The organism is Vagococcus allomyrinae (genome assembly GCF_017829975.1).
GTDB classification, from domain to species: Bacteria; Bacillota; Bacilli; order Lactobacillales; family Vagococcaceae; genus Vagococcus_D; species Vagococcus_D allomyrinae.
Genome location: NZ_JAEEGA010000016.1, coordinates 1 through 14,116, shown reverse-complemented (window position 1 = coordinate 14,116; position 14,116 = coordinate 1). Strand labels below are relative to the sequence as shown.

Sequence of the window (14,116 nt, the reverse complement as noted above, 5' to 3'; positions counted from 1 at the left end):
AACTTTCAAGAAAACGGCTTCCCTGAATGGTTGTTCGGTGTTTAAAATAACTAATTATTGAGTGAAGAGCGCTTGCCAACAGAGCCTCTCACTTTCAACTCGCTGGCGCAGGTCACCCTGATCGGCATACTGCGTTCGCCTAAAATTCGTTCTTTTGACAAGGTTACGGCTAAACGTCCCATCTCTTCAGCGTTCATCCAAATACTCGTCAGACTTGGCACCATAAACTTAGCCATTTGAATGTCGTCAAAACTGGCGACGGAGATGTCCTCAGGAATCTTTAGACCAGCATCGCTAATGGCTTTATACACCCCGACTGCCATCGGATCACTGGCCACTACAACAGCCGTCGGACGTGGTGTGGTGGCCAACATTTGTTCAGCTAACTCAACAGCATCCTCGGTTGACCAGTTGCCTTGATAAACAGCAGAAAACCGCTCTAAATTGTGGAGTTTCATCCACTCCCGATAATGTTCCGCTCTAATCTCTTCTGTGTACCTGACAGACTGCCCAGCCATATTTACCTTACTGCCTAGCCCACCGATAAACGCAATATTTTCATGATGATTCTCATGAAGAACGGTCAGAATTTCATGGGTTTTCGCATCAAAATCTGTTTGAATGCAGTCATATTTCGGATGATTCGCATAATTATCAACTAAGATCAGCTTTTGATTATACCCATAAATCTTTTCCAAAGCATCGGTAGTCATGTCGCCAATCATGATCACCGCCCCATATTTTTGTAATTGTTCCCAGTCCTTGTCCTCATCGTGCATCCGAAAGGCTCTAACCACTCGTAAACGCCATTTAGCCGCCTCTTTTTCAATACCTAACCGAATATGTTGAAAATAGGGGTCATTGATCTCCGACTCCTCACTGTGGCGAACAATCAATGCAATCGTTAAGTCATCGCCAACACTTCGTACGCCACGACGGTTTTTATCGGTTGAGTAATTAGCTTTATTGGCAACGTCAATCACTCGTTGGCGAGTGTTTTCGTTAATGCTAAAGGTTTGATCATTGTTTAATATCCGCGACACACTCGCCGCTGAGACGCCCGCCATTTTCGCAATGTCTCTAATGCTCGTCATTTTTCTCAACTCCTTATGTCTTTTTCATTTTAGCAACTATTTCCTTGTTTCACAATCGATTCTTTTTGAAGGAAGCCTTCCTCTTAGAGGCCTAGCAACTATGACCGCCTTTAAAATCAGGACTAAGGACTGATTTCCTAACTATGGGCGAATGATATAATGCTAGTCAATAGCTATATAGCTCCTATTAAATAATGACGATCAATCGTTAAACTTCCAGCTAAAAAGAAGCTGAAAGCACCACTCTCTGCTCGTCATTATGTTGATAATCCATATGTTGATAATCCAATGGAACTATATGTTCCGATTATTTTACGGGATGTATATAACTTCGAGATAAGCCACTGGCACTAACTATTGGAAATAGTTTACAGGATGTTTAGAGAGGGTGTCTTAAAGTCCCTCCCAAAACGACCAACCGTTTAACGAACGACAACAAAAAAATGACGTTCCTGATAAAATCAGTCTTTTCTAACTTAATTTTTCAGTTATTTTAAAAAATGTTGGTTAAAGTAACCCGTTAATATGGTAAAATTATATCGTATAACCTGAGTCCAACATTATCCCGACAAAAACAACTATATTGATTATTGTAATCCCACAAAGAAAGGTGTGTATCTCTATGGAAGAATTTACCTTCGGTGCTTCAACTGACGAAGCAAAAAAAATTGACGAACTGTTAGATATCAACACGCAGCAACCTGAAAAAATCACGTTAACAACAGCTCAAACTCAAGCCATCACTGGCTTAAAAGATCAAATTGACATTAACGATGTCATGGGGGTCATGACCTACGGCTCAAAAGAGCAGTCCCGTTTATCTGAGTTTTCAGAACAAGCCCTTGAAAAAGTTAAAAGTCATGAACTTGGCGATGTCGGCAAGATCATCAACGAATTGGTAGTGGAGCTTGAAAGCTTTAACCCAGAAGAAAATGACGGCTTTTTAACCAAACTGTTCAAGCGGGGAAAAAGCAAAATTGATACGATGATGATTCGTTTCGAAGATGTTAATGCCAATGTTTCGCGGATTGTCAACAACTTAGAAGGTCACTATTTAACCATGACCAACGACATTATCAGTCTGGAAGAAATGGCCGAGGCCAATAAAACCTTCTATCAAAACCTCTCCGTTTACGTTGAAGCGGGCCAGACCAAAATCGGGGAACTTAAAGGAACCACATTACCAGAATTACAACAGAAAGCCGCTAGTCAAAATCAAGAAGATTTAAACAATCTCTCTGAGTTTTCTGACAAGCTGACTCAATTTGAAAAGAAAGTCCACGACTTGGACATGACCAAGATGATCAGCCAGCAGATGGCTACCCAAATCAGGGTTATTCAAAACGCCAATAAAGCCATGGCCTATAAAATACAGTCTACCATGACCAATACCATTCCCATGTGGAAACAGCAAATGGTCATCGCCTTGTCCGCTCAACATACCCTGTCAGCGATCGAAGCCGATAATGCTGTTTCTGATATTACCAATGAATTGTTTAAGAAAAATGCCGAAAAAATCCATCATGTCTCCACCCAAGCGGCTGAGGCTTCCGAGAAGAGCATTGTGGACATTGACACCTTGGAACAAGTAAATGCTCAGACCATCGCGGCTCTCCAAGACATTCAGGGAATTCGGGAAAAAGGAGCGGCAAACCGACAACACGCTCAAGAAGAATTACTGAAAATGCGCACGGAACTTGCCAATGCGCTAATCGATGTAACGAAATGAGGAAAACACCATGACAAAAAAAGGGAGAACGCTGTTACTTGCCGTAGGCTTGATCAGCTTGCTGGCAGGCATTGGGCTCAAGCTAGTGCTTTCTGATATTGATGAGGCGATCATCCAGTACGGCTCACAAACTGTCCGACTGCTAACGACGCTATCGACTGTTAGCTTTGTGATCGTGGCAATTGTCGCAGTCATTGTTATTTTTCTTCAACTGACAAACAGCCGAAAAACCCAAACAGCCATCAAAAAGGAACAAACCGCTCAAAAAACCGATCCGCATTTTGAAGAGCGAGACCTGTTAGCCCGCTTGGATAATTTAGATGACCCGCAGTTAATCTATCAGGAAGACATCTTGCTAGCTAAACAGATTGTTCAACAAATAAACGATTACTTAGTCGATTTACAAGATCTACAGTCCAATAATGACTATGATATTTTAGATAAAATCAAATTTTCCATGAACCAAGCGAAAACGCAAATTTTACAAAATACCAAAAGCATTGTCAACCGGATTACCGTTGAAGGTGATCGCCAAGAAATCGCCAAGCGCCTGACGACCAATCAACAAATTTTGCAACAAGTTAAAGGCCTCCTAAATGAGACCGTGAATTACTTAGACTCTAAATCTCCGTCAACAAAAGCGGATTTAGACAACATGACCAAAGCACTTCAATCGTTAAACATGACCATTGAATAGATAAATAAAAGGAGCATTTATATGAAAAAGCGGAAATTAAAAACCTTACTGGTAACGGGGATGTTGCTGACGATCAGCCTAGCTGGCTGTTCTTCTGGTGAAAGTAAAATTGAAAACAGTTCAGATAACATTAAAACTCTGTCAAAAGCCGATGCAAAATCCGAACTAAACAGCTACACTAAAAAAATTGACCCAGATACAGCCGAGCTGAAGCGAGATATCGACAGCAGTTCAATTGACGACAAAGCTGAACTGCCACCTATTGATAAAACTTATCCTTTGTCCGTAGAAGGGACCAATCAAATCAACGCAGAAATTTTTGTCAGTCCTGAAAAAGCCGGCAGTGGCAAGGATGGGCTGTTTAACGAATTGGCTGAAGCCTTTAATAGTAAAAATAATAAGATTGACGGCAAGACGATCTCTGTCTCCGTTCGCTCAATGGCTTCTGGAACTGGTTTAGACTACATCAATACTGGGAACTATATTCCTGATGCTTATACCCCTTCCAATCAATTGTGGGGAAAGATGTTGGAATCAAGTGGGGTGGGAATTACCACCGTAGCCGAACGGACCATCGGCAACACTGGTGGCTTATTGATGAAAGAAAGCACCTATCAAGAGATTGAAAAAAAATACAAAGAAGTCAACATTGACGCCTTAGTCAAGTCTGTCACAGAAGACGAGCTGTTGTTGGGATACACAAATCCTTACACCTCCTCAACAGGCTTAAGTTTATTAACCCAGTTGATGACCCATTTCGATAGCGACAATCCTTTAAGTGACCAAGCCGTGGCTTCTTTGCAGGCCTTCCAAAAGGAATTACCGTCAACCCTTTACAATACGCTACAGCTAAGAGAAGTCGCTAAAAATGGCTCTGTTGACATCATGTCCATCAGTTATCAGACCTATATCAACACCCCTGAATTTAAACAATACAAATACGTGCCGCTGGGAATGCGACAAGATTCACCGATGTACACCATGAATTCCGCTAATGATGAAAAGAAACAAGTCGTTAGTGAGTTTACTAAGTTTATTGCCGAGCAAGCCAATCAAGAAAAAGCCTCTTCTTACGGCTTTAATCAACTAGACGATTACTCGATTGACCTGAAGGACATCGATGGCACAACTGTCACGGCGATTCAAAAATTATGGAAAGAAAATAAAAATGGCGGGAAACCAATTATTGCCGTATTTGTGGCCGACGTTTCTGGCTCGATGGATGGATCACCGATTAATTCCTTAAGACAATCCCTTTTAAACAGCGGAAAATATATCGGCGACGACGCTTATGTCGGCCTTGTTTCTTACAGCTCTGACGTAACCATCGAATTGCCCATTGATCGCATGACAGCTAAACAGCGCAGCTACTTTACCGGTGCTGTTAAAAGTTTAGCAGCTGATGGTGGAACCGCTACTTACGACGGCACATTAGTCGCCTTAAAAATGATTCAAGACCAATTGGAAACAACCCCTGATGCTCGTCCAGTCATTTTCGTCTTATCAGACGGCGAAACCAATCAAGGCTATAAATTTGAAAAAGTTGCCCCGATCATTAAAGCCTTAGGGGTTTCAGTTAATACCATTGGTTATAACGCCCAATTAGAAGAATTGCGGAAACTATCTAACATTAACGAAAGTGCCACCATTAACGCCGATAGTGATGATGTGGTCTACCAACTTAAACAATTATTTAATGCCGAATTATAATCCTAGCAGACTAGAATTAGCCCTTCTAGTCTGACTTTTTACCCTTAAGGAGTTATCATGGAAAAAAATCACAAATACATGCCAGAACTTTCATCAGAACTAAGACAAAGCATTATCGAAATGCCAAAAGTTATTCGCGAAGCCAGCGGCATTAGCATTTACGGGAAGCGCATTAAAAGTATTATCTACACGATGGATGTGGCCGTTATTGCCAATAATGATGCCGATGCCGTCCTTGCGGTATACCCTTGGACTCCTAACACGCGGATTTTATCGGCGATCTCCCAAGTAGCCCAAGTGCCGATTTTAGCTGGAATTGGCGGCGGCTTAACTTCAGGCAACCGCTCTTCAAGACTTGGAACCTTCGCTGAAGAGCACGGGGCCTATGGCGTCGTCTTAAATGGCCCAAGTGACCTGACGACAATCTCTGTTGTTAACGAAGCCGTTGACGTGCCGATTATTTATACCGTCGTTAATGACAAGCGCGATCTTAAAAAATTAATGGCCGCTGGTGTCGATATTTTTAATGTAGCAGGTGGCAAAGACACCGCTAAACTAGTCGCTTGGATCAGACAACAGTACCCTGAATTTCCGATTATTGCCTCTGGTGGTAAAACCGATGAGCAAATTAGGGAAACCATTGAAGCTGGCGCCAATGCGATCACTTACACAACTTACGGCAAAACCGAAACGATCTTTCAAGAAAAAATGGACCATTATCGAGAACAAGCGCCAGACGATCATTAGAGTGCTTGGCGATTAACAAGCGCTTGAGACACCACTCCATAAGCACCTGACTTCTCTTGTCCCTGATCTAGCGTTATACTAGAAACAAAGGAGCTGATGGATTTGACCAATTATCAAGACGTTGATCGCTACTTTACCGATCAATTAGTTAAGGAAGACCCGAGCTTAAAAGAACTGCTGGCCGACAACTTAAAAGAAGGCTTGCCAGCACACGATGTTTCTCCCTCTCAAGGAAAATTTCTAGCCCTCTTAACGAAAATAGCCAAAGCTGAGCGCGTGTTGGAAATCGGCACACTGGGCGGTTATAGTACCTTGTGGTTTGCCAGCGCATTGCCTATTCATGGGAAGATTGTCACCTTGGAATATTCTGCCCAGCATGCTCGCGTGGCCAGAGATCATTTCAAAAACAATCCGCTAGCCCATAAAATTGAGCTAATCGAAGGGGCAGCAGCCGATACGCTGCAGCACTTAATTGACCGCCATACGGAACCCTTTGACTTAATTTTTATTGATGCTGATAAAGAAAACAACTCACTTTATCTTGAACTCAGCCTCCAGTTAGCTAAAGTTGGCACGATTATCATTGGCGATAATGTGGTCCGTCATGGTGAGGTGCTAAATGAAGACAGTCCTGACGGACGGGTCCAAGGTGTCAGAAGCTTTATCCATGATTTAAGCACCTCTCCCCATCTCGACTCGACAGCTCTTGAAACAGTTGGCCTCAAAGGATACGATGGCTTTACGATCAGTTTAGTCAATTCAACCCCTCATCACTAAGAAAAGCTGAACGAGGCGTTGCCGTTGCTCTTATTGCTTTACTTCGTCCTTCAAAGCTTAGTGCTTTAGCACTTAGCATTTGATGAGAACGAAGTGTCCCTTAACTCTAACGAATAAATTCGTAAGAATAACGGCAGCAATTAGAAGCAAGGGACATCGAAGTCAGCCCTGAAAGAAAAATAGCAAAATATTTAAGTGATGCTACTACGCTACGCTTCGACCTTCAAATCTTAGTGCTTTACTTCGTTGTCCCTTGTTTCTACGCATTAAAATGCTAGAACAACGGCAGCACTTAGAGCTTGTTGAGAACGAAGTGTCCGCTATCGCTAAATGCTAAAGCATTAAGCATAGAGGCCTTTGTCACTAAAATAATTTTGTCTTACTTCGTCCTTCAAAGCTTAGTGCTTTAGCGCTTAGAATTTGTTGAGATCGAAGCGAAGCGTAGTGGTGCCTCGTAAAGCTGGATCCAAACTACGATATAGAGAAAGTTTTATACTTTCCTATAAAGTAATAAAGACAGAGACGGAATTCCGTCTCTGTCTTTATTAGTATTATTCTCGATTTTGCCATAAGCCTCCATCAAGCATGGCCTTGTGCGTGATGGATAAAAACTAGGTCACCACTGACTTACTAGCTTTCATGAAACCAATTAATTCGTGTAGTAGTATTCATCTGATGTGCAGTTAAATTGCCAGCCAATGCCAAATTTATCGACTAACATGCCATAACTTTCTGACCAAGGGGTTTCCGCCAATGGCATGGTCACCGTACCGCCTACTGATAAGCGATCAAAATAGCTCTTGATCTGATCCTTATCTTTTAACACCACACTTAAGGTCACATTATTACCTGCAATAAAATTATCCGCCATCTCTTTCATAGAAGGCAAAACATCTGATAACATAATGATCCCACCAGCAAACTTCATTGAGGCATTCATGATTAATGCCAACTCTTCCGCTGGAATTGGGTAATTAGGATCTTGTGGAAAATCTTTAAAGAAAAACCGTTTAATCTCTGTTGCCTCAAGTGCCTCTTCGTAAAAATCAATGACTTCTCCAGTATTACCAACAAAATTTAAGTAAGCGATGACTGACATAAGGTTACCCTCTTTCTCTTTTTCAATTTAATTGCCGCAGCATCAGAAAAATAACAAACTCTCAAAGAATAAAGCTACCGTTTTTCACAGCTTGATTGTATCTAAATAGCAAGTGTTATGTAAAGAAATAACACTTCAAATCACTAAATAAAAATGTCCCTGACGAGCTGAGCAACCAAATCCCCCTCTTCACAGATGCGAATATATGTTCTATAATAGAAGTATCAAAACTGAGGTGAACGGATGAAAACTCAATTAACGATGGATATGGAAGAAGCACTGTACTATTATTGTTTAGAACAAGGGGATGTGGTGGTCGAAGAAGTCACCATGCCAGATGACCAAGGGATTGTGGACACTCTAAGCTGTCGCTTTTTGCCTACTGGGGAATTGGAGTGGCGCTGTTACGAGATCAAAGTCTCAAAAGCCGATTTCCGATCTAAAGCCAAGCTGTCATTTATCGGTCACTACAATTACTTTCTACTCCCCTTAGCCCTTTATGACCAAATTAAAGAGGAGATTCCTGAAGGGATCGGCATCATGATTTATCGACCTTTCGACGGTGTTGTTCCCCAAGAATTATTAAGTCCAGGCATGTTAACCATTGTAAAAAGCGCCCGCAGACAAGCTTTAGAAGTTGATAACGGCCTTTTGACCCAACGTTTTATGGCCTCTCAAGCTCGGGAGGTTCGGAAAGCCAAAATGGTCGAAAAGGGATTGGCGTTGTATTCTTCTGAACAATTATTTCAAGAACTTAAGAAACGGGAAGCCAGTGACTTAGCGGCCGTTGATGGGCGCTTTTATCAAAAATTTTTAGCAGAATTAGAACAGCAAACCGTGACCGATTTACGGACCGAACTGGCCCTCTTAAAAGTGACACAAGGGCTACAGCAAAAGAGCCATCGTCGACGGACAGAGGCTCTGGAATAGGAGTGACATCATGTATTTCCCATACATTAGAAGCAAACAATTCGATCTACTGGCACTCAAGGAACTGACCGAGCGCCAGTTGCTCCACCCTTCAGTGATCCCTTTAATCGAGCCAATTAAAGATTCAGCCGCTCTCAAACGGACCATCACTAGCTTCATTAAACATGAACAGCCGCTGGCAATAATTGCCAACCCTGAAGTTGGCGAATTTGATAGAAGTCAGGACAAGCTCCATGATATTGACGAGCTAAAACTTGCACCGACGATCCTACCTGCGTTTATTACCAATCAGTTGTTTACTGGCTCTTTAATTTCTGGCAGACACAATCTGTTGATTACCAATCGCTATACCGCTAATTTATCACAATTTCAATCCCTGACCTCAGATTACGAGATCTCTCATATTTCCATTCAAGATCCCCGTATGGCCCCTCTTTCTCAGGCCATATCACTCCACGATCCTTTAACGGTTCTGAAAAATGTGGAAGACTACTTATATGAAGAAGATGAATTTTTTTCAGATGATCACCTCTTTTATCTGGAAGATGGCTTTCAGGGGTTTTCTGATTACAGCATCAACGGCGCCACGTATGAGGAAAAAGGCTTTCCTGCCAAAGCAGTCGCCTTGCACATCCTTTATTTTGATGCCTATCAAAACTTACGAATTAAACACTTTACCTCGGATAACAATCAAGACTACACCAACCCTGGCGGCAAGTTTTTAGAAGCCGCCAACAAACTTGCTCGCTGGTATCAAAAATATCAAGATCAACTCGTCCTGACCTACGGGTTATCTGAACTTTTGTTGTATCAACAAAATCAAAAATTTCCAGGCTTAGGCGTTATAAAAAAATTATCGTTGATGCACCATTTGGAACTTGTCAGTCGCTACTTTCAACAAGTGCTCCCTAAGACGCTCTAACCCATCTTTTAACTAATTAACGTTCCCTTTATATCAAAACCGCGGCAGCACCAATAATTCATCTGAAACACCGTCATTCTCTTCTGAACAAATGTACGGATTTTTATAGATTGGGTGACGGGCAATTACTTTAATCACTGAACCACTTTGATTGTAAAAATAATAGACCACTCCTAATTCCAAAGATTGGATCACGTAATTAGTGGATTGGACCTCCTCATTTGCCAATCTAATTTCAAAAATATCATCGACAACCGGCTGTTTTGAACGTCTTACCCGAATAGCTGTGATTCTTTCAAACATCTCTTTCCCAACTTTCTCAGATCCTTTTATCGAGAAATAATATAACACATTTAAATCGGGTGATTTTATCAAAAAAACTAGCATCTCCTAGTTTTTTTGATAATTTTCACTTAACAATCCTTTTAAACTCGTTTTTCCACTGACCGATTGCTTTTAAGGCGCTTTCGTTTTATCATGGAAGTAACTATTAAATAACTAATTATTGAAAAGGACTGGTTAGATGGAACGCTTACTTGATAACGACACTCGCCGACGCCTAAAAATGATTGAACTGCTTTACGCCCAGCCTGGTTGGCAAACTACCAAGACGCTAACTAAAGAATTGAAGTGTTCGGAAAGTGTGCTGTTAAAAGATATCACGATGTATAATAGCCTTTTCCAAAACTACAAAGAATTGCCTGAATATCAAACTTATTTAGCAGAGGCGCCTTTAGAAATCGTCACCTCCCATCATGGGATTCATTTTATCTTCCCAGCTGGACTCGGTTTAGACTTTTTTTATCAATTTGTGCTCAAAACAACGCCAGCTTTCCAGTTATTAGAGCTGGTTTTCTTTGATGAAACTCTCACGGTTGCTCAGCTAGCTGAAAAATTATTCTTTAGCGTTCCGACAGTCTATCGACTAATTACCAAGATCAACCAAGCATTAGCCTATTTTGCGATTGAACTAAAACCTAACCCATGCAAAATGACGGGAAATGAAGCTCAGATTCGCTATTTTTACAGCAACTATTTCCTCGAGTCTTATTCTCTTAGCGAGTGGCCCTTTCCTTTTGATGAGCGGGCATTTAACAGCTTGCTTCAGCAGCTCTTTCAGCCGATTCTTGAAGAGTTGGATGTGGCCTCTTTCCAGCAAATTAGAATCCGCACAGCGGTTCACTTCACGCGCCATCAACAAGGTTACCGAAACAAGCAAGAGGTCACTATTCAGCAGCGGCTAGTCGCCTACTGTGAACCTGCCTTAGCTACCCTAAACGAACAAGCACTGGCAATGTCGGTTGAGACGGTCGTCGATGTCTTTGGTTTGTTGATGATCGACCAGCAATTATTGGATACTAACACGCTCTATCCTAAGATAATGACCTTTATTCAACAGCTAGCCCAAAGCCTTAAACTGGATTTTCCCGCCAATAGTGAAAAAATCAGCAAACATTTATTGACTGTGTGCCACCTGACATACCATTTCGCCTCAGGACCAAGTTTTATTCTCTATAACGCCAAAAAAGCCTTTATGATATCGGTGGCCGACAATCACCCGGCACTTTTTTTTACGACTCAAAATGCCTTACGGGCTTTTTTAAAAGAATTTTTACCGAAGTTTACCCCGGGATTGATGAACGATTTGCTATACTGTCTGTTCACCTGCTGGAACGAATTAATCGCCTTAGCCCAACAGCCGATCCGCCTATTGATTCTCAGCTCAAGAAATCAGGGCCATGCCCAACTAATTGATACCCAACTGAGCCGCCGATATGGTAATCGGATACAAACGGAGATTTATCACGGCATCACCTTTAGTCAACAAGGATTAGAGGACTGCGACTTTGACATCTTAATCAGCGACGCTTCCTTCTTCTTCACGCCACCTAAATCCAGTATTTGGATCAATAGCTATCCGACTTGCGGCGATTTTGAACGGATTGAAACCGCGCTGCGGACCTATGAACTCAAGCAACCTCTCCCCCAGCCCTAAGTTTGTCCCTTCCATCACGAGATTGGTTGATGGAAGGGGACAACTCTTTTACAACCTCACTTGCCAGTGTATCTCTTAGAACAGATCCAAGCAGTGAAAGGTAAAATCAGCACAGCAAAGATCCCTGTTAATAACATCGTCAGCAACTCCGCCACTAACAGTTGGGAATTGATCAGTTGAGCAAAGCTGTAGTGGAGATCTTTAAACCAGATAACCAATGCTAATTGACTGCCAAAAAAAGCAAATAACAACGTATTAATCGTCGTACCTAGAATATCCTTTCCCATGCGCAAACCAGAGTTCAATAATTCTTTTTGAGACATCACTGGATGACGCTCTTTGACTTCCGTCATCGCAGAAGCGACGGCTAAAGCAGAATCGGTCACCGCCCCCATCATCCCGACTAAAATCAAGGCTAAGGACAACTGACTAAAATCAACGTCAATCAACATCGAAAAATGCCCAAGCTCCTCGGTTTCTTCAGCGGCAAACCCTTGAATATAAGCTTTATTGACGATTACCGGCACGATCAGGCACACTAGTACCATGACGATAATCGTGGCGATAAAGGCACTTTGAGTGCGCTGATTCCAACCATTTACAAAGAAAAAATTGAGACAAGCAATCAGTATACAGCTAATGAAGGCAATCAGATACACATTTCCTTGCTGATTAAGAAAATAGCACATGCCTAAAAAGACGAGCACATTTAAACACATCCCCAAAAAAGAAAAAAAGCCAGTTTCCCCTCCTACCACTAACATCAACATCAGTAAAATAGTCCCTAAAACAACTAAAACATTCACCTTAAGCCCCTCCCTTTCGGTACATGATGGCAACGACCACCACACTTAAAGGAATCGTTAGAACAATCCCAATCCCTCCAACCAAAGCACGAGCAACTTCCAGCGACAAGGTCATTTCCACAGACGGAGCAAAAGCCCAACCATTTTTCAAATAGAGAATGATGAAAGGAATCCCTCCACTTAAATAAGCAAATAAGAGAACACTCGTCATGGACCCCATGACATTTTTACCCACACTTTGGCCAGCTCTGATCAATTCTTTGGAACTAATTGAGGGATTTTTCTCAAGCAATTCCATGACCGTGGACACGACGGTCATGGCAATATCCATCGCCGCCCCTAATGTCCCCAAAAACAAACTAGCAATAAAAATTTGGCGATAAGGCCGAGTCAAAAACTGCATGTCTTCATAACGCAACCCTTGATCATGGCAGACCGTCATCACTAGCCAACCGATTAACCACGCAATGGTCGAGGCCGTAAGTGTTGCAATAATCGTTGCCACCGTTTTTTTATGCCAGCCCGTGCTGAGAATCAACGACAGAGCCGTTGTGATGATCCCTGTTACAAACATGATGGCAATTAAGGGTAACCGAGGCCAGGTCACATAGAGGGCCACAGCCAACAACAACATCCCAATATTTAGGCCAACACTGATTAGCGAAAAGACCCCTTGTTTGCTTCCAACCCACCAGACGAGCAAGATAAACAGCCCTAATAACAGCAACACATAACGATCCCGTTTAACTGAGATAATTGTCACGGTCTTGCCTGACAGATCCACAAATAATTGACTGCCTTTTTGATACGTCGGTGCCACCCCTTGAGAAAAACTCAGCGGAGCGTCCAAGGTGATAATCTCTCCTTTTCGCGGGCCATTTTGTATTTGACCCGTTAGATCTTGACGGCCTTCTTCTGACGGATCGCTGATGTCTGTCCGATCAACGGAAAGCAGCTTTACCACCGTTTGATCATACAGTCTGCTATTGTATTGAGTGAACAGCAGACTAAAGACTATCCAAAAAAAGGCTAGGATAATCGTCACTTGATTTTTAGTTAGATTTACTTTCATGTATGCTCCTATTCAGTAACGATCCTTTTTATGCAATAGCCGAGAACACTCGCGACTTTAGTCGTGTAGATGAATCGGCTTCAGTTGTGGCATAGTTTTAGCTATGTTGAACAGCCGATATCATATCTATTAAAATCTTTTTGGAATTTAACGATGACATATGTTAAACTATTTCCAAGGAGTTTTTTTTTATGTCAGAAGTACATCATGGTCGTGGGTATGTCTATTCTATACAGTATCATTTAGTTTGGTGTGTGACATATAGACATCATATTTTGCACGGAGACATTGAGACATATGTTAAAAAATTATTAAACCAGATTGCGTTGGATAATGATAGTTAAATCATTGAAATGGAGTCAGATAGAGACCATATTCACTTACTTATTGAATGCAAACCGCTACATTATATTTCTAATATAATGAAAGCATTTAAAGGCGTGTCTGCACGATTCTTGTTGAAAGAGTATCCCGAACTTAAAAAGCGTCTGTGGGGTGGTCATCTTTGGAATCCTAGCTACTTTGTCGCGACAGTTA

At 41.9% G+C, this 14,116-nt stretch carries 13 protein-coding genes and 1 pseudogene; 9 read left to right on the top strand and 5 right to left on the bottom strand.

Annotated elements, in window-relative coordinates:
* Positions 1–50 precede the first annotated feature (50 nt).
* A complete protein-coding gene (locus I6N95_RS20315; protein WP_209531186.1) occupies positions 51–1,094 on the bottom strand; it encodes a LacI family DNA-binding transcriptional regulator in 1,044 nt (347 codons plus the stop codon).
* Positions 1,095–1,716: 622 nt separating this feature from the next.
* Between I6N95_RS20315 and I6N95_RS20310 the strand changes: the two genes are divergently transcribed.
* The 5 genes from I6N95_RS20310 (at position 1,717) to I6N95_RS20290 (ending at position 6,754) form a co-directional block, all read left to right on the top strand.
* Positions 1,717–2,823 carry a toxic anion resistance protein gene (locus I6N95_RS20310; RefSeq protein WP_209531185.1) on the top strand — a complete coding sequence of 369 codons (1,107 nt, stop codon included), beginning with the start codon at positions 1,717–1,719 and terminating at the stop codon, positions 2,821–2,823.
* 10 nt (positions 2,824–2,833) lie between these two features.
* Complete coding sequence (locus tag I6N95_RS20305; protein WP_209531184.1) at positions 2,834–3,520, top strand: hypothetical protein; 687 nt, start codon at positions 2,834–2,836, stop codon at positions 3,518–3,520.
* Between the two features lie 21 nt (positions 3,521–3,541).
* Positions 3,542–5,230 (top strand): vWA domain-containing protein, encoded by a 1,689-nt coding sequence (locus I6N95_RS20300; protein ID WP_245249764.1) that lies wholly within the window; start codon positions 3,542–3,544, stop codon positions 5,228–5,230.
* Between the two features lie 57 nt (positions 5,231–5,287).
* Positions 5,288–5,977: a hydrolase gene (locus I6N95_RS20295; protein ID WP_209531183.1), complete on the top strand. Its 690-nt coding sequence runs from the start codon at positions 5,288–5,290 to the stop codon at positions 5,975–5,977.
* 102 nt (positions 5,978–6,079) lie between these two features.
* Complete coding sequence (locus I6N95_RS20290) at positions 6,080–6,754, top strand: O-methyltransferase (RefSeq protein ID WP_430727553.1); 675 nt, start codon at positions 6,080–6,082, stop codon at positions 6,752–6,754.
* A 649-nt stretch (positions 6,755–7,403) separates the two neighbouring features.
* On the opposite strand, the gene I6N95_RS20285 is transcribed toward I6N95_RS20290, so the two are convergent.
* A complete protein-coding gene (locus I6N95_RS20285; RefSeq protein WP_209531181.1) occupies positions 7,404–7,853 on the bottom strand; it encodes a VOC family protein in 450 nt (149 codons plus the stop codon).
* Between the two features lie 243 nt (positions 7,854–8,096).
* On the opposite strand from I6N95_RS20285, the gene I6N95_RS20280 reads away from it, so the two are divergent.
* Both I6N95_RS20280 and I6N95_RS20275 read left to right on the top strand, forming a co-directional pair.
* Positions 8,097–8,783, top strand: coding sequence for a hypothetical protein (locus I6N95_RS20280; protein ID WP_209531180.1), 687 nt, complete (start codon positions 8,097–8,099; stop codon positions 8,781–8,783).
* Between the two features lie 10 nt (positions 8,784–8,793).
* Positions 8,794–9,705, top strand: a complete 912-nt coding sequence (locus I6N95_RS20275; RefSeq protein WP_209531179.1) for a sce7725 family protein — start codon at positions 8,794–8,796, stop codon at positions 9,703–9,705.
* A gap of 33 nt (positions 9,706–9,738) precedes the next feature.
* Here the strand turns inward: I6N95_RS20275 and I6N95_RS20270 are convergent, their stop codons facing one another.
* Positions 9,739–10,008 carry a DUF3892 domain-containing protein gene (locus I6N95_RS20270; protein WP_209531178.1) on the bottom strand — a complete coding sequence of 90 codons (270 nt, stop codon included), beginning with the start codon at positions 10,006–10,008 and terminating at the stop codon, positions 9,739–9,741.
* Between the two features lie 220 nt (positions 10,009–10,228).
* Here I6N95_RS20270 and I6N95_RS20265 point away from each other — a divergent pair, with 220 nt between their 5' ends.
* Positions 10,229–11,701, top strand: coding sequence for an AcpB/EbpR/MafR family transcriptional regulator (locus tag I6N95_RS20265; RefSeq protein WP_209531177.1), 1,473 nt, complete (start codon positions 10,229–10,231; stop codon positions 11,699–11,701).
* Between the two features lie 56 nt (positions 11,702–11,757).
* On the opposite strand, the gene I6N95_RS20260 is transcribed toward I6N95_RS20265, so the two are convergent.
* Together I6N95_RS20260 and I6N95_RS20255 are read right to left on the bottom strand one after the other, a co-directional pair.
* A complete protein-coding gene (locus I6N95_RS20260; protein ID WP_209531176.1) occupies positions 11,758–12,507 on the bottom strand; it encodes a YibE/F family protein in 750 nt (249 codons plus the stop codon).
* 1 nt (position 12,508) lies between these two features.
* Entirely contained in the window at positions 12,509–13,579 is a 1,071-nt protein-coding gene (locus tag I6N95_RS20255; RefSeq protein ID WP_209531175.1) for a YibE/F family protein, read from the bottom strand.
* 191 nt (positions 13,580–13,770) lie between these two features.
* Between I6N95_RS20255 and tnpA the strand changes: the two are divergent.
* A pseudogene (gene tnpA, locus I6N95_RS20250) lies at positions 13,771–14,116 on the top strand (IS200/IS605 family transposase); the annotation flags it as partial.